The organism is Actinomadura sp. 3N508, assembly GCF_044326375.1.
GTDB lineage: Bacteria > Actinomycetota > Actinomycetes > Streptosporangiales > Streptosporangiaceae > Spirillospora.
In genome coordinates this window covers 40,669-55,321 of record NZ_JBIRAX010000006.1, presented here as the reverse complement: position 1 = coordinate 55,321, position 14,653 = coordinate 40,669, and the positions used below count along the sequence as shown (strand labels likewise).

The 14,653-nt window shown below is 73.2% G+C and carries 14 protein-coding genes; 6 read left to right on the top strand and 8 right to left on the bottom strand.

Annotation, left to right across the window (positions count from 1 at the left end):
- Window positions 1-40: 40 nt before the first annotated feature.
- Window positions 41-1,057: an aldo/keto reductase gene (locus ACH34S_RS22065; protein ID WP_395954614.1), complete on the bottom strand. Its 1,017-nt coding sequence runs from the start codon at window positions 1,055-1,057 to the stop codon at window positions 41-43.
- Window positions 1,058-1,168: 111 nt separating this feature from the next.
- On the opposite strand from ACH34S_RS22065, the gene ACH34S_RS22060 reads away from it, so the two are divergent.
- Both ACH34S_RS22060 and ACH34S_RS22055 read left to right on the top strand, forming a co-directional pair.
- Entirely contained in the window at window positions 1,169-2,158 is a 990-nt protein-coding gene (locus ACH34S_RS22060; RefSeq protein WP_395954613.1) for a methyltransferase dimerization domain-containing protein, read from the top strand.
- Window positions 2,155-2,889, top strand: coding sequence for an SDR family NAD(P)-dependent oxidoreductase (locus ACH34S_RS22055; RefSeq protein WP_395954611.1), 735 nt, complete (start codon window positions 2,155-2,157; stop codon window positions 2,887-2,889). The genes ACH34S_RS22060 and ACH34S_RS22055 overlap by 4 nt, the downstream gene beginning before the upstream one ends.
- Before the next feature lie 288 nt (window positions 2,890-3,177).
- On the opposite strand, the gene ACH34S_RS22050 is transcribed toward ACH34S_RS22055, so the two are convergent.
- Together ACH34S_RS22050 and ACH34S_RS22045 are read right to left on the bottom strand one after the other, a co-directional pair.
- Complete coding sequence (locus ACH34S_RS22050) at window positions 3,178-3,852, bottom strand: GntR family transcriptional regulator (RefSeq protein ID WP_395954610.1); 675 nt, start codon at window positions 3,850-3,852, stop codon at window positions 3,178-3,180.
- Window positions 3,853-3,897: 45 nt separating this feature from the next.
- A complete protein-coding gene (locus ACH34S_RS22045; RefSeq protein ID WP_395954608.1) occupies window positions 3,898-4,629 on the bottom strand; it encodes an alpha/beta fold hydrolase in 732 nt (243 codons plus the stop codon).
- 202 nt (window positions 4,630-4,831) lie between these two features.
- Here ACH34S_RS22045 and ACH34S_RS22040 point away from each other — a divergent pair, with 202 nt between their 5' ends.
- Genes ACH34S_RS22040 through hpaD form a run of 4 tightly spaced genes read left to right on the top strand, consistent with a single transcriptional unit; the run spans window position 4,832 to window position 9,775 of the window.
- Complete coding sequence (locus ACH34S_RS22040) at window positions 4,832-6,262, top strand: fumarylacetoacetate hydrolase family protein (protein WP_395954607.1); 1,431 nt, start codon at window positions 4,832-4,834, stop codon at window positions 6,260-6,262.
- Window positions 6,263-6,279: 17 nt separating this feature from the next.
- Complete coding sequence (gene dapA / locus ACH34S_RS22035) at window positions 6,280-7,200, top strand: 4-hydroxy-tetrahydrodipicolinate synthase (RefSeq protein WP_395954605.1); 921 nt, start codon at window positions 6,280-6,282, stop codon at window positions 7,198-7,200.
- 53 nt (window positions 7,201-7,253) lie between these two features.
- On the top strand, window positions 7,254-8,759 hold the full coding sequence (gene hpaE, locus ACH34S_RS22030) for a 5-carboxymethyl-2-hydroxymuconate semialdehyde dehydrogenase (RefSeq protein ID WP_395954603.1): 1,506 nt from the start codon (window positions 7,254-7,256) through the stop codon (window positions 8,757-8,759).
- Complete coding sequence (gene hpaD, locus ACH34S_RS22025) at window positions 8,759-9,775, top strand: 3,4-dihydroxyphenylacetate 2,3-dioxygenase (protein ID WP_395954601.1); 1,017 nt, start codon at window positions 8,759-8,761, stop codon at window positions 9,773-9,775. Before hpaE ends, hpaD begins: the two co-directional genes overlap by 1 nt.
- Window positions 9,776-9,778: 3 nt before the next feature.
- On the opposite strand, the gene dinB is transcribed toward hpaD, so the two are convergent.
- The 5 genes from dinB to ACH34S_RS22000 are packed head-to-tail and all read right to left on the bottom strand — an operon-like array spanning window position 9,779 to window position 14,478.
- Window positions 9,779-10,960 (bottom strand): DNA polymerase IV, encoded by a 1,182-nt coding sequence (gene dinB / locus ACH34S_RS22020; protein WP_395954600.1) that lies wholly within the window; start codon window positions 10,958-10,960, stop codon window positions 9,779-9,781.
- Window positions 10,961-10,995: 35 nt separating this feature from the next.
- Window positions 10,996-12,192 carry an ABC transporter permease gene (locus ACH34S_RS22015; protein WP_395954599.1) on the bottom strand — a complete coding sequence of 399 codons (1,197 nt, stop codon included), beginning with the start codon at window positions 12,190-12,192 and terminating at the stop codon, window positions 10,996-10,998.
- The gene (locus tag ACH34S_RS22010) at window positions 12,189-12,878 is read right to left on the bottom strand and encodes an ABC transporter ATP-binding protein (protein ID WP_395954597.1); all 690 of its coding nucleotides are present in this window, start codon (window positions 12,876-12,878) and stop codon (window positions 12,189-12,191) included. The genes ACH34S_RS22015 and ACH34S_RS22010 overlap by 4 nt, the downstream gene beginning before the upstream one ends.
- The gene (locus ACH34S_RS22005; protein WP_395954596.1) at window positions 12,875-13,921 is read right to left on the bottom strand and encodes a peptidoglycan-binding protein; all 1,047 of its coding nucleotides are present in this window, start codon (window positions 13,919-13,921) and stop codon (window positions 12,875-12,877) included. Before ACH34S_RS22005 ends, ACH34S_RS22010 begins: the two co-directional genes overlap by 4 nt.
- Window positions 13,921-14,478 carry a hypothetical protein gene (locus ACH34S_RS22000; protein ID WP_395954594.1) on the bottom strand — a complete coding sequence of 186 codons (558 nt, stop codon included), beginning with the start codon at window positions 14,476-14,478 and terminating at the stop codon, window positions 13,921-13,923. Before ACH34S_RS22000 ends, ACH34S_RS22005 begins: the two co-directional genes overlap by 1 nt.
- Window positions 14,479-14,653: the final 175 nt, after the last annotated feature.

The following is a 14,653-nucleotide window of genomic DNA, read 5'->3' as shown; positions in this document are numbered from 1 at the left end:
CGGGCGGGCCGCGCCGGCGGCCCGCCCGGTCAGCGGCTCGTCAGCGGCACGGGACGGCGTCGTCGCGGACCGCGGAGGGCGCGTCGGTTCCCCAGGAGGCCGCGGGGTCCACGACGCCCTCGTCCAGCCACAGCCCGGCCACGGCGGCGCGCAGCTCGTCGCCCTGCCGGGCGCAGAGGCCGAGCGCGGCGAGGTTGTTCTCCAGCTGCTCGGCTTTGCTGACACCGACCAGGACGTTCGCGACCGACGGGTGGGCCAGGCAGAACGCGATGGCGAGCTGCGCGGGCGTGACGCCGAAGTCGTCGGCGATGCGGCGGATGTCGGGAAAGGCGGCGCGGATCCGGTCACGGATCCCGCCGGGGTCGGCGCCGATCTTGCGTTCCGGGTCGAGCTTCCCGGCGAGGATCCCGCCCTCCAGCACGTCGGAGGCCTGCAGCGCGAGGCCCTCCTCGGCGAACAGCCGGGCATACAGCGGACCCTCGGGCACCGAACGGCGGGCAAGGTTGTACTTGAGCTGGGCGAACGAGGGCGGCACCAGGCCCTCGGCGGCGGCGAACCGGCAGGCGAACAGCACGTCGCAGGCCGACCAGTTGTTCACGCCCCAGGACGCGAACCGGCCGGCGCGGACGAGCTCCGACACGTCCGTCACGACCGCCTGCAGATCGGGCCGCTCCATGAAGTCGCCGACCACCACCGTGTCCGCGCGATCGGTGCCGATGCGGCCGAGCGACACCGTGATCTGCTCGGCGAACGAGGACGCCGGATATTCCCACAGCCAGAGCTTCCCGCACAGAAGGTAGTCTTCGCGTGCGATTCCGGCATCTCGGATCGCCTGCCCGAACAGGACGTCCGTGACGGCGTTCTCGGCGTGCGGGCCGAAGTTGTAGTGCGCGACGTCGAACATGTTCACGCCGCGGTCGACCGCGAGACGGACGAGCTCCGCCGCGTCCTCGGGATCCATGCGATCCCAGGTGTTCCAGGAGCCGAGCGCGAGGAGCGGGACCTCCGGGCCGTGCACGCCGAGTCGGCGCCTCGGCACCCGTTCTGCGAACTCCATCGTGAGCCTCCGGTGAGGGGTGGGGTCGGTCTCCGGGGGGCGAACCCCTGGCCGTCTCTATGTTGGATCGTATAGCATCCTGCATATTCTCACCGCGAAGGAGAAAGTTTGATGTCGCATCCCTCCCCGGGCGCCGACCCCTCGTCCATCCTCGGCGTCGCCACCGGCTACATGGCCGCCAAGCAGTTGTTCGCGGCGAGTGAGGCCGGCGTGTTCGCCGCGCTGGCGGACGGCCCCGCGACGGCGGGCGAGCTGGCCGGCCGGGCCGGGCTGCCGGAACGCACCGCCCGCATCCTCGCCGACACCATGTCCGGTTTCGGCCTGCTGAAGCGCGAGAACGGCCGCTATGCCAACTCTCCGGCCACCGCCGCTTACCTGGCGGGCGAGGAGGGCATCGACCTGCGCCCGTTCCTGGCCTTCCTCGACGCGATCAGCTACCCGCACTGGCTCGGCTTCGCCGCCACCACGGCCAGCGCGGAGCCGCAGCCGCTCGATTTCTCGGGCGACCGGATGCAGACGTTCATGACGGGCGTGATGACCTACAACTCGCTGCACGCCAAGATGCTCTCAGAGAACTTCGATTTCACCCCCTTCTCCCGCATCCTGGACTTCGGCGGATTGTCGGGCGCCTTCCTCGTCGAGGCGCTGCGCACCGCGGAGAAGGCGCACGGCACCTTCGTGGCGCCCGGCGACTTCCTGGAGTTCACCCGCAAGGCCCTGGAGGACGCCGGCCTCGGCGACCGCAGCGAGGTCCTCGAGTCCGACCCGCTGACCGGCGAACTCCCGGACGGCTTCGACTGCGTCCTGCTGGAGCACGTCGTCCACCGCTTCGACGCTGAGCAGAACAAGATCCTCATCGAGAAGGCCCGCCGCGCCGCCGCGCCCGGCGCCACCCTCGTCCTGCTCGACTTCTTCCTGGACGACGACCCCGAGCAGCGCGCCATCGACGCCCTGCACGCCGGCGAGTACCTGGTCATCGACGGCACGATCGTCTACCCCGAGGACGAGGTCCGCGGCTGGCTGAGCGCCGCCGGCTGGGAGCCGGTCGAGACCCGCGCGCTGCCCGGCAGCCCGCGCATCATCATCGCGGAGGCGAAGTGAGCGGCAGGATCGTCCTGGTCACCGGCGGCGCGAGCGGCATCGGCCGCGGGGTGGCGGCCGCGTTCGCCGCCGCCGGGGACCGCGTCGTGATCGCCGACCGGGACGCCGAGGCCGCCGCCAAGGCGGCCAAGGAGCTCGACGGCCACGCCGTCACCATGGACATCACCGACCCGGCGGCGGTCGCCGCCGGCGTCGCGCACGTCGCCGACACCCTCGGCCCGGTGGAGATCCTGGTCAACAACGCGGGCCTCGTCGCGGGCGGCGGGCCATTGACCTCCCTGCCCATGGAGGTCTTCGACACGGTCGTCGCGGTCAACCTGCGCGGCACGTTCACCGTCACCCAGGCGGTGGCGAACCAGATGATCGAGCACGGCACCAAGGGCCGCATCGTCAACATCAGCTCGATCGGCGCCCGCCAGCCCACCCCCGGCCTCGGCCACTACGAGGCCACCAAGGCGGCCGTGGACGCCCTCACCCGCACCGCCGCGCTGGAGCTGGCGGGGCACGGCATCCGTGTGAACGGCGTCGCGCCTGGACCGGTCCACACGCCGATGACGGCCGGGCTCATGGAGAACGCGGAGGCCCGCGCGGCCTGGGAGTCCCGCATCCCGCTGAGCAAGATCGCCACCACGGACGACGTCGCCCCCCTGGTCCTGTTCCTGGCCTCCGACCAGGCCAACCACATCACCGGAGCGATCATCCAGGTAGACGGCGGCCAACTCCTAACCTGACCACAAAACCCGAAAGCGCAGTTCCCCCACCAGTCGCCCGGAGGGGAACTGCGCTTTCGCCGTCCAAAGCCCGCAGACCGAACCGCGGTCACGGGTCGGGCGCCCGGAGGGCCCCGGCACGGAGGTCTGAACCTAAGCCGAGGTCACGGGTCGTGCGGCCGGGGGGCGCCCAGCGCCCGGAGGTCGCACGACCCGAGCACGGCGGGTGCGTTTCGCGGGACGCGCCAGCGGCCCGGGAAACGTGCCCGTCGTGCCTGACGGGGGTTCCAGGGGGTCGCCCCCTGGGAGTTACTTATGGGGGACGGCGCTGTGGAGGGCGTCGGCCGTGGCGTTCTTGTGGGCGCAGGCGACGCGTTCGATCTCGCCCGGCTCGGCGCCGCTGGAGATGAGTTCCAGGATGCGCTCGTGCTCGACGACGGAGCGGCGGGCGCGGCCGGGGACGTAGGTGAAGGTGGAGCGGCGCATGTGGTCGAGGCGCGTCCACTCGGCCTCGAGGAGGGCCTTCAGGTGCGCGTCGGGGCAGTGCTCGTAGATGGAGAAGTGGAACTCCCGGTTGAGCGCGGTGAACGCGGTGGGGTCGAACTCCTCCAGCGCCTCGACCATGCGGTCGTTGATCTTGCGCGAGCGGCCGATCTCGCCGGCCTTCATGAACGGCGCGGAGATGGCGGTGGCGTAGCCCTCCAGGCGGGCCAGGATCTGCAGCGTGTGCTCCACCTGCTCGGCCTCGAAGACCGCGACGCGGGCGCCGACGTTGCGCACCACCTCGACGAGCCCGTCGGACTGGAGGCGGCGCAGCGCCTCGCGCAGCGGGATGGTGCTGACCCCGGTCTCCTGGGCGAGCTGGTTGATGACCAACCGGTAGCCGGGCACGTAGGTGCCCTCCAGAATGCGCGACCGCAGCAGTTCGTAGCAGAACTCGGCCTTGCTCTCCTTGGTCTGGTCCTGCTTCTTCGCGGCAGTCACCCGGTTCTCCTCATCTTCGGCCCCACACCCCCCGGAACGACCCTGTCACCGCGACAGCGCGTCCAGCACGGCGGCGCGGAAGGCCGAGCCGCCCAGCACCTCGTGGTGGGCGCCCGGCACCGTGACCAGTCGCGCCTCGCCGAGCTCTTCGGCGAGGTCTCCGATTCCTCGTGTCAGCTCATCATTGTCGCCGACGACGAACACCGGAAGGACTTTGGCATTCCAGGCACCGCCCGCGAACGGCGTCGAGCGCAGGCCCTCGACGCACAGCGCGAACCCGGCCGCGCGGTCGCCATGGGAGGTGATCATGCCGGCGATCATCGCGGTGAACGGGTCGGCGGGCTCGGTGCCCTCCCGGACGGCGCGGTGCAGCGCCTCGATGTCCACGGCGGTGAACGGCTCGGCGGGGGCGAGCCCGCCCAGCACGGTGCGTTCCACCCGGTCGGGGGCCGTCGCGGCCAGTTCCCATGCGATCCTGGCACCGAGCGAGTAACCGGCCGCGTCGACGGTGGTGCACCCGGCGCGGTCCAGGACGGCGATGAGGTCGGCGGCGATGGCCGGAGCGGTGGCCTCCGCGGAGGCGGCGGGCGGCGCGCTGTCCCCGTGGCCGGGCAGGTCCGGGACGATGACCGTCCGCCCGGCGGCGGTGAGCGCGTCGACGATGCCGGTGTCGACCCAGTCGGCCTTCCCGTCCGAGCAGATGCCGTGCACGAGGAGCACGGGCGGCGCGTCCACCGGATCGGCGGACGTGAACGTGCGAACGGCGAGGTCGGCCATCCGTCAAACACCTCCTAGAGGATTTCGCATACGATTTGCGATCATACTGCACGGGAACATCGAGTCCGGCGCCCGGTCGTCTCGCATCTTGGAACGGTTGAAGCGAGATGCAATGCACTCTCGTCATCGTGCATGACTTCATATACGATTTGCTCAGACCTGATGCCAGGTTGGTTCCCGTCCCGTCACAGGAGAGCTCGCAGTGCCGCACCCGCTGGGCGACCGGCCCTCGAAGATCATCGCCGTCCACCTCAACTTCCCGTCGCGCGCGAGGGAGCGCGGGCGGATCCCCGCCGAGCCCTCGTACTTCCTCAAGCCGCCCTCCTCCCTCGCCGGGACCGGCGATCCGCTGGCCCGCCCGGCCGGCTGCGAGCTCATGACGTTCGAGGGCGAGATCGCCCTGGTCATCGGGCGGCGCGCGCACCGGGTCGCGCCCGAAGAGGCGTGGGAGCACGTCGGCTGGGTGACGGCCGCCAACGACGCGGGCGTGCACGACATGAAGTGGGCCGACCGCGGCTCCAACCTGCGCTCCAAGGGCGCGGACGGGTTCACCCCGATCGGGCCGCGGCTGCTCGACGCCCGCGCGCTCGACCCGGCGGCGCTGCGGATCCGCACCTGGGTGAACGGCGAGATCGTCCAGGACGACACCAGCGACACGCTCCTGTTCCCGTTCGCGGCGCTCGTCGCCGACCTGTCCCGGCTGGTCACCCTCGAAGCGGGCGACGTGATCCTCACCGGGACACCTGCGGGCGCTTCGGTGGCCCGTCCCGGCGACACCGTAGAGGTCGAAGTGACCGCGGGCCCTGAATCTACCGGACGGCTGTCCAACGCGGTGGTCGAGGCGGGCCCGCTCGACGGCTGGGGCGCGATGCCGCGCGCCGACGACGCCGCCCGCGCCGACGCCTGGGGCTCGGCCTATGTGGCGAAGCCCACGCTGGACGAGGCCGTCGCGGCGGCGCTGCGCGGCCTGTCGACCGCCACGCTCAGCTCCCAGATGCGCAAGCGGGGGCTCCAGCACATGTCGATCGACGGCGTCCACCCGGCGGGCGGGGACGGCGTGAAGATGGTCGGCACCGCCCACACGCTCCGCTACCTGCCGCTCCGCGAGGACCTGTTCGAGCGCTACGGCGGCGGCATGAACGCCCAGAAGCGCGCCATCGAGGAGCTGCGGCCCGGCCAGGTGCTGGTGATGGACGCGCGCCGCGACTCCTCGTCCGGGACGATCGGCGACATCCTCGCGCTGCGGGCCGAGAAGCGCGGCGCCGCGGGCGTCGTCACCGACGGCGGGCTCCGCGACAGCGCGACCGTCGCCGCCATGGACCTGCCCGTCTTCCACGCGGGCGCGCACCCGGCCGTGCTCGGCCGCCGCCACGTCCCCTGGGACACCGGGCTGCCGATCTCCTGCGGCGGCGCGCTCGTCCAACCCGGGGACATCCTGGTCGGCGACGCGGACGGCGTCGTCGTCATCCCCCCGGACATCGCCGAGAGCCTCGCCGCCGACGCCGCCGAGCAGGAGGCGCAGGAGCGCTTCATCACCGAGCGCGTCGCCGAAGGCGAGGCCGTCGACGGCCTGTACCCGCTCGGGCCGCGCTGGCGCGAGCACTACGAGACCTGGCGCCGCGACCACAGCTGACCATTCGAGGAGCAACGTTGAAGTTCCGCACCGACCCGGCCACGATCCGCGGGTCCATCGCGCCCGTCGTCACGCCGTTCACCGCCGAGGGCGCCGTCGACCATGACGCGCTGCGCGGCCTGATCCGCTGGCAGCTGGAGTCCGGCTCGCACGGGATCTCGCTCGGCGGCTCGACCGGCGAGCCGAGCGCGCAGACCGCGGCCGAGCGCATCGCCGCGATCCGGACGGCCGCGGACGAGGTCGCCGACCGCGTCCCGTTCCTGCCCGGCACCGGCTCGGCGAAGCTGGACGAGACCCTGGAGATCACCGCGGCGGCCCGCGACGCCGGCGCCGACGCGGCCCTGATCATCACCCCCTACTACGCGCGGCCCACCCAGAACGCCCTCTACGACTGGTACGCGGCCGTCGCGCGCGAGTTCCCCGACCTGCCGCTCGTGATCTACAACGTCCCGTCCCGGACGGCCGTGGACATCGCGCCGGATACCGTCCGGCGGCTGTTCGCCGACTTCGACAACGTCGTCGGGATCAAGGAGACGACCAAGGACTTCGAGCACTTCTCCCGCGTCCTGCACGCCTGCGGGCCCGAACTGCTCGTCTGGTCCGGGATCGAGCTGCTGTGCCTGCCGCTGCTCGCCCTCGGCGGCACCGGGTTCATCAGCGCCGTGGCCAACCTCGCGCCCTCCGCCGTCGCGCGGATGTACGAGCTGTGGACGGCCGGCGACCACGCCGCCGCCCGCGACCTGCACTACCGCCTGCACCCCCTGGTGGACCTGCTGTTCGTCGAGACCAACCCGGCGCCCGCCAAGTGGGTGCTGGAGCGGCAGGGCCGGATCCCGTCCGGGCACGTCCGGCCGCCGCTCGCGGCGCCGACCGGCGACGCCCAGGTGCGCATCCGCGCACTGCTCGACCAGGGCGGCGACCTCACCGCCGGGATCTGACGACACGATCCCGGCGCGCGGCGCCGTCCCACAACGAACCGGAAGAGAGCACGATGTCCCTCCCCTCCTCCCCCGACCGTCCCGACGGACTCCCGGAGCGCATCCGGCACTGGATCGGCGGCGAGTTCGCCGACAGCGCCGACGGCGCGGTCTTCGACGTCGTGGACCCCGTCTCCAACGCCCCCTACGCCACCGCCGCCGCGGGCGGGCCCGCCGACATCGACCGCGCCGTCGCGGCGGCCGGCGCGGCGTTCCCCGCCTGGTCCGCCATCGGCAACCGCGAGCGCGCCACGATCCTGAACCGGATCGCCGACGCCGTCGAGGCGCGCGAGGACCGGCTCTCGGCGTTCGAGTCGTTCGACTCGGGGCTGCCGATCACGCAGGCGCGCGGCCAGGCCCGCCGCGCCGCCGAGAACTTCCGCTACTTCGCCGACGTGATCGTCGCGCTCGGCGAGGAGGCGTACCGGGTCGGCGACCAGCAGCTCAACTACGTGGTCCGGACGCCGACCGGCGTCGCGGGGCTGATCACCCCGTGGAACACGCCGTTCATGCTGGAGAGCTGGAAGCTCGCCCCGGCGCTCGCGGCCGGCTGCACGCTGGTGCTGAAGCCCGCCGAGTGGACGCCGCTGTCGGCGACCCTGTGGGCCGAGATCTTCACCGAGGCGGGGGTGCCCGCCGGGGTGGTCAACATCGTGCACGGCATCGGCGAGGTCGCCGGCCAGGCGCTGGTCGACCACCCGGACGTGCCGGTGCTGTCGTTCACCGGCTCCACCGACACCGGCCGGCACATCATGCGGTGCTCCGCCGACGGCCTGAAGGCGCTGTCGATGGAGCTGGGCGGCAAGTCCCCCGTCGTGGTGTTCGCCGACGCCGACCTCGACGCGGCCCTCGACTCGGTCGTCTTCGGGGTGTTCTCGCTGAACGGCGAGCGCTGCACGGCCGGGTCCCGGGTGCTGGTGGAGCGGCCGGTCTACGAGGAGTTCTCCCGGCGGATCGCCGAGCGGGCCGAGCGGGTCAGGGTCGGGCTGCCGTCCGACCCCGCGACCGAGGTCGGCGCGCTCGTGCACACCGAGCACTACGCGCGCGTCCTGGAGTACGTGGAGATCGGGCAGCGGGAGGCCAAGCTGATCGCGGGCGGCTCGCGTCCCGCGCACCTGCCCGAGGGCAACTACCTGCAGCCCGCCGTGTTCACCGACGTCCCCCGCGACGCCCGGATCTTCCAGGAGGAGATCTTCGGCCCGGTGGTGGCGCTCGCGCCGTTCGACGACGAGGACGAGGCGATCGAGCTCGCCAACGCCACCCGCTACGGCCTCGCCGCCTACGTCTGGACGAGCGACCTGCGCCGCGGCCACCGCATCGCCCACGGCGTCGCCTCGGGTATGGTCTGGATCAACTCGCACAACGTCCGTGACCTGCGTACTCCCTTCGGCGGCGTGAAGGACTCGGGGGTCGGCCGGGAGGGCGGCGCGCACAGCATCGACTTCTTCTCCGAGTCCAAGATCGTCCACGTGATGCTCGGCGAGGTGCACACGCCCCGCTTCGGTGTTCAGGAGAAATGATGAGCACTCCTCCCCCCGACGTCGTCCGCTCCGCGTACGCGCAGCTGGCCGTCACCGACCTGGGCGCGGCCCGGTGGTTCTGGGTCGACATGCTCGGCCTGCACGTCCAGCACGAGGACGCCGACGCCCTCTACCTCCGCGGCACCGACGAGCTGACCCACCATTCGCTGGTGCTGCGCACGGGCCCGGTCGCGGCCCTCGACCACCTCGCCTACCGGGTCCGGACGCCCGAGGACGTCGACCGCGCCGAGAAGTTCTTCACCGAGCTCGGCCGTCCCGTCCGGCGCGTCCCCGCGGGCGAGGGCACCCACGGCGTCGGCGACGCGGTCCGCGCCGTCGACCCGCTCGGCTTCACCGTGGAGTTCTTCCACGACATCGCCCGCGGCGAGCGCCTCATCCAGCGCTACGACCTGCACCGCGGCGCGCAGGTCGCGCGGCTCGACCACTTCAACATCTGCACGCCCGACATCCCCGCCGCCTACGAGCACTACAAGTCGCTCGGGTTCGGCTGCTCGGAGACGATCGAGGGCGACGAGCACGAGCTGTACGCGGCGTGGATGTACCGGAAGCAGACCGTCCACGACGTCGCCTTCACCGGCGGCGCCGGGCCGCGCCTGCACCATCTCGGGGTGGCGACGCACGAGTCCCACCAGGTGCTGCACACCGCCGACATCTTCGGGTCGCTGCGCAAGGAGCACCACATCGAGCGCGGCCCCGGGCGGCACGGCGTGTCCAACGCCTTCTACGTCTACCTCCGCGACCCCGACGGGCACCGGGTGGAGATCTACACCTCCGACTACTACACCGGCGACCCCGACCACGAGACGTACCGGTGGAACGTCCACGACGACCGCCGCCGCGACTTCTGGGGCAACGCGGTGATCGAGTCCTGGTACAAGGAGGCCAGCCCCGTCCTGGACCTCGACGGGCAGATCCAGCCGGTCTCCGAGGCGGCGCTGGACGAGTCGGCCGTGCAGGTCGGCGCCGACGGCCTCGGGATCATCGAGCCGTCCTGACGTTCAGTCCGGCAGCATCGGGACGGACATCCCCTGGTCGCGGCCCAGCAGGACGGCCCGGGTGATCGCGGCCGGCCCGAACCGCTCGCGGACGCCGTCGACCGCGCCGTCCACCGCCATGGCCTGATCGAACGGCAGCGCGAGCTGGACCGCCCGGTTGTCGTGGAGGTTGCCGAGCGAGACGCCGATCAGGGTCAGCCCCCGGGTCTCGATCATCGGCGTGGCGGCCGCGAGGAGGCCCCGGGCCGTCTCCAGGATGCGCGGGGTGTCGGCGGTCGCCTGCGGCAGCGTGCGCGAGCGGGTGGCGCGGGCGAAGTCCTCGAAGCGGAGGCGGAGCGTGACCGTCCGGCAGACCCGCCGGGCCTTGCGGAGCCGCCCGCCGAGCCGGTCGACGATCCCGACGAGCAGGGCGTCCAGCTCCGCGGGCGAGCGGCGCCGGCGGCCCAGCGCGCGCTGCGAGCCCATCGACCGGCGCCGCACCCCGGTCCGCACCGGGCGCGGGTCGCGGTTGCGGGCGAGGGCGTGCAGATGCCGTCCGGCGCCGGGGCCGAGCAGCGTCACCAGCGTGGACTCCGGCATGTCGGCCACGTCCCCGACCGTCGTGACACCGAAGCGCGCGAGCTTCTCGGCGGTGGCGCGCCCGACGCCCCACAGCCGCCGCACGGGCAGCGGGCGCAGGAACTCCAGCTCGCCGTCCGGCGGCACCACCAGGAGCCCGTCGGGCTTGGCGACGCCGCTGGCGACCTTGGCGAGGAACTTGGTGCGCGCCACCCCGACGGTGATCGGCAGCCCGACCTCCTCGGCGACCTCCCGCCGGAGCCGGACGGCGATGTCCACCGGCGGGCGGCGCAGCCCGTCCACGTCGAGGAACGCCTCGTCGATCGACAGGCCCTCCACCAGCGGCGTCGTGGCCCGGAACACCGCGAACACGGCCTTGCTCGCCGCGCTGTAGGCGCTCATCCGCGGCGGGACGACGACCGCCCGCGGGCAGAGCCGCCGCGCCTGCCCGCCGCCCATCGCCGTCCGCACCCCGTACGCCTTGGCCTCGTAGCTGGCCGCCAGCACCACCCCGCCGCCGACGATCACCGGCCGCCCCCGCAGGCCGGGATCGTCGCGCTGCTCGACCGACGCGTAGAACGCGTCGAGATCGGCATGCAGGATCGTGGCGCCATCTGACACGAACATATGTTCGCATACGGCGCCCCCACCTGGCGATATCGTCAGCCGGCCGCGAGGGCCTCGGTCGGCGGGAGGCGGGCGGCCCTGATCGCCGGGTAGAGGCCCGCGACGCCGCCGATGAGCAGGGTCGCGACGATCCCGCCCGCCATCGCCCACGCCGGGACGACGGTCGGCCAGCCCTGCGCCACGGCGAAGACCGCGGTGACGGCGATGCCGAGCGCGACGCCGCCCACCCCGCCGAGCGCGGCGAGGAGCTGCGACTCGGTGAGGAACTGGAGCCTGATCTGGCCGCGGGTCGCGCCGAGCGAGCGGCGCAGGCCGATCTCGGCGCGCCGCTCCAGCACCGAGATCACCATCGTGTTCGCCACGCCGACCCCGCCGACCAGCAGCGCGACGCCGCCGAGGCCGAGGAGCAGGCCGGTGAACGCCCGGTCGGTGGCCTCCCGCGCGGCGAGCGCGTCCGACGGGCGGCTCACCTCCACCTCGTTCGGGGCCTGCGGGTTGGCGGTCGCGGCGAGCAGGCCCTGCACCTTCTCGACCGCGTCCTCGCGGGCCCGGGTGTAGACGGTGGTCGGGTGACCGTCGAAGCCGAGGCGGGACATGGCGGCGTCCCAGCCGACGAGGGCGGCGGAGTCCAGCTCGGGCGCGAGCCGGTTCGGGTTCAGGATCCCGACGACGGTGAACCACTGCGAGCCGAGCCACACCTGGACGTTCGGCGCCGCGACGCCGAGCCGCTCCGCCGTCTCCGCCCCGAGGACCACGGCCGGATATCTGGCCGTGCCCGCGTTGAGCCAGGTTCCGGAGGCCATGGTGAGGCCGGCCGTGCGGGGCAGGTCGAGGCGGGCCGCGCGGACGCCGATGCCGCCGCTCTCCCCCTCCGGGATGTGGTCGTTGCGGTAGGCCTTGACGTCGTCGAGCTCCGCCGTGGCGGACGCGGACTCGACGTCCGGCATCCGCCCCACCATCCCGACCGACTCCTTCGGCAGCCTGGCGTCCTCGCCGAAGAAGTCCTTGCCGGGCCCGGCGGTGAGCAGGTTGGTGCCGAGCGCGTCGAGGGTGGCCTGGAGCTCGGCGCGGCTGGACGTGGAGATCCCGACCACGCCGATCATCGCGGCGATGCCGATCGCGATGCCCAGCGCGGACAGGAAGACCCGGAGGGGGCGGGAGCGCAGCCCGGCCGCGCCGACGCGCAGCACGTCCGCCGGGCCGAGCCGCGCGGGGGTGTCGGCGTGATTCATCTGGTGGCCTCCGCCATCGCGTCGTCGTGGACGATCCGGCCGTCGCGCATCCGCACCTGGCGGGGCAGCAGCGCGGCGATGTCCCGGTCGTGGGTGATCAGGACGACGGTCGTCCCGCCGCCGGACAGCTCGCTCAGCAGGTCCAGGACGCCCGCCCCCGAGGCGGAGTCGAGCGCGCCGGTCGGCTCGTCGGCCAGCAGCAGCGCGGGCTCCCCCACGACCGCGCGGGCGATCGCGACCCGCTGCCGCTCCCCGCCGGACAGCTGGTGCGGGCGGTGCCCGAGCCGGTGCCCGAGCCCGACGCGGTCCAGCGCCAGGCGGGCCCGGCGGCGGCGCTCCGCCGCGGGCGCGCCGCCGTACAGGAGCCCGTCCGCGACGTTGTCCAGCGCGGTGACCCCGGCGGCGAGATGGAACTGCTGGAACACGAACCCGATCCGGCGGGCGCGCAGCGCCGACAGCCGCCGGTCGGTCAGCCGGGACACCTGCGTGCCCTCGACCAGGACGGTGCCCGCGCTCGGCCGGTCCAGGGTGCCGAGCAGGTGCAGCATCGTCGACTTGCCCGACCCGGACGGCCCGACGATCGCGACGAGCTCGCCCGCCCCGGCCGTCAGCGACACCCCGTCCAGCGCGGTCACCCCGCCCGGGTAGGTCTTGGAGACGTCCCGCAGCTCCACCACCGCGCTCATCTGGGGATCCCCACCTTCATGCCTTCGGCCAGGCCGGCCCCCGAGATCTCGACCTGCCCTTCGGTGAACACGCCCGTCTCCACGGGCACGGTGCGGACGCGCCCGTCCTGGACGACCTGGACCGCGTACCCGCCGTCGCCCTGCGCGAGCAGCGCGCCGACGGGCACGGCGAGGACGCCGTCGTGCCGGTTCGCGGTGAGCCGCACCTCGACCGGCGCCTTGTCGTAGGAGCCGAGTTCCTTTTGCTTGCCGACCGCGATCGTGACCTCGATCGTCGTCGGCTCCTCCGCGCCGCCCTCCCTGGCGACCTTCCCGACCGACGTGATCTTCCCCTTCGTGGTGTCGCCGGACGGCAGCTCGATCTCGACCGCGGCGCCCTTCCTCGCGAGCCGCTGGTACCGCACGTCCAGGTCGACGCTCACGACGCGGGTCGTCCCGGTGTAGGTGAGGACGGCCCCGCCGATCCGGTCGCCGACGTCGGCCTTGCGCTCCGCCACCCGGATCGGCCCGGACGCGATGACGGCCGCCCCCGGCTGCACCCGCCCGGTCTCCGCGACGCCCAGGTCGTCCTGCCAGCGCCGCACGGCGGCGGCGGTGGTCGCGCTGTAGGTCTCGTCGACGGTGAAGCCGGTGTACCCGAGGGCCCGGAGGTTCGTCTCGAACTGCCGGACGTCGTCGCCCTCGGTTCCGGTGGAGAGCGTCCGGTAGAGCGGGAGCTTGCCGTACAGCAGCGGCACGGGCTTGTCGTCCGCGCGGTAGACCGGGCGCCCGCGCGAGATCACCGACCCGGCGGCGGCCAGCCAGGTGAGCGTGCCGCCTCCCGCGCCGGCCGCCGTGCGGGTGCCGCCGTAGCCGAGCGTGCCGTCCACGTCCTGGGTCTCGACCAGCGTGGTCCGCTCGATCGGCGCGGTCGCGGGCGGCAGCGGGCCGTGCGCGGCGGCCGGTTCCCCGGAACCGCCGCCCAGGCCGGCGGTCGCGAGGCCCGCGCCGCCGACCACCACGACCCCCGCCGCGCCGAGGACGGCGGCGCGCCTGCCCGCCATCACTCCTTGCCCTCGATGGGCGGCGGGCCCTTGCGGTCGCCTTCCGGCTGGAACTTGGCGCAGGCCTTCTGCGCGTTCCTGAACTTCGGGTTCTGCGGGTCCATCTCGGTGCCCTCTTTCGCCTTGATCAGCATCCCGCCGTCGGGGCCCGGGTCGGGGAAGGAGCGGATGCCGTTGTCGCGCATGCACTTCGCGTAGGCGCGCAGCTTGGCGATCTCCTCCGGCTTGGGCTTCTCCGGCTTGCCGCCGTTCGGCATCAGGTGCCGGCACTTCTTCTGCGCCGCGTCGACCTCGTTGTCCACCTTCGGGCCGGCGCCCTTGGCCTTCCCCGGCGGCTCGCTGTGCCGGATCGTGACCTCGCCGTCCCCGCCCGGGTCCTCCATGTCGACGCCGTTGTCGCGCATGCACTTGGCGAAGTCGCGCATCTTCTGCTGGTCGCTCACGGCCTTGGCGGTGCCGCCGGATCCCGCGCCCGTGCCCTCGCTCCCGCAGCCCAGCGGGCCGAGGGCGAGCGCCGGGACGAGGGCCAGCGCCGCGAACGTCCGTCGTCGTCGCATCGGTCGGTCTCCTCTTCGTTCCCCCGCCGGCGGTGCGCCGGCGGCGAGCGCAAGTCCAGCCGGGGACCGGTAACCCCGGCGTAACCGGTTCGCGTTATGCCGGCGTTACGCCCGCTGCCCGATGCTGGGGCCCGGCAGGGCGCGCGGGGCGCGTCTCGGAGGACGGCAGGGGGCG

What these genes read in the sequence shown, in the direction of transcription:
- ACH34S_RS22065 (WP_395954614.1), bottom strand. Translation starts at nt 1,057, where the DNA reads ATGGAGTTCGCAGAACGGGTGCCGAGGCGCCGACTCGGCGTGCACGGC.
- ACH34S_RS22060 (WP_395954613.1), top strand. Translation starts at nt 1,169, where the DNA reads ATGTCGCATCCCTCCCCGGGCGCCGACCCCTCGTCCATCCTCGGCGTC.
- ACH34S_RS22045 (WP_395954608.1), bottom strand. Translation starts at nt 4,629, where the DNA reads ATGGCCGACCTCGCCGTTCGCACGTTCACGTCCGCCGATCCGGTGGAC.
- hpaE (WP_395954603.1), top strand. Translation starts at nt 7,254, where the DNA reads ATGTCCCTCCCCTCCTCCCCCGACCGTCCCGACGGACTCCCGGAGCGC.
- hpaD (WP_395954601.1), top strand. Translation starts at nt 8,759, where the DNA reads ATGAGCACTCCTCCCCCCGACGTCGTCCGCTCCGCGTACGCGCAGCTG.
- dinB (WP_395954600.1), bottom strand. Translation starts at nt 10,960, where the DNA reads ATGTTCGTGTCAGATGGCGCCACGATCCTGCATGCCGATCTCGACGCG.
- ACH34S_RS22015 (WP_395954599.1), bottom strand. Translation starts at nt 12,192, where the DNA reads ATGAATCACGCCGACACCCCCGCGCGGCTCGGCCCGGCGGACGTGCTG.
- ACH34S_RS22010 (WP_395954597.1), bottom strand. Translation starts at nt 12,878, where the DNA reads ATGAGCGCGGTGGTGGAGCTGCGGGACGTCTCCAAGACCTACCCGGGC.
- ACH34S_RS22005 (WP_395954596.1), bottom strand. Translation starts at nt 13,921, where the DNA reads ATGGCGGGCAGGCGCGCCGCCGTCCTCGGCGCGGCGGGGGTCGTGGTG.
- ACH34S_RS22000 (WP_395954594.1), bottom strand. Translation starts at nt 14,478, where the DNA reads ATGCGACGACGACGGACGTTCGCGGCGCTGGCCCTCGTCCCGGCGCTC.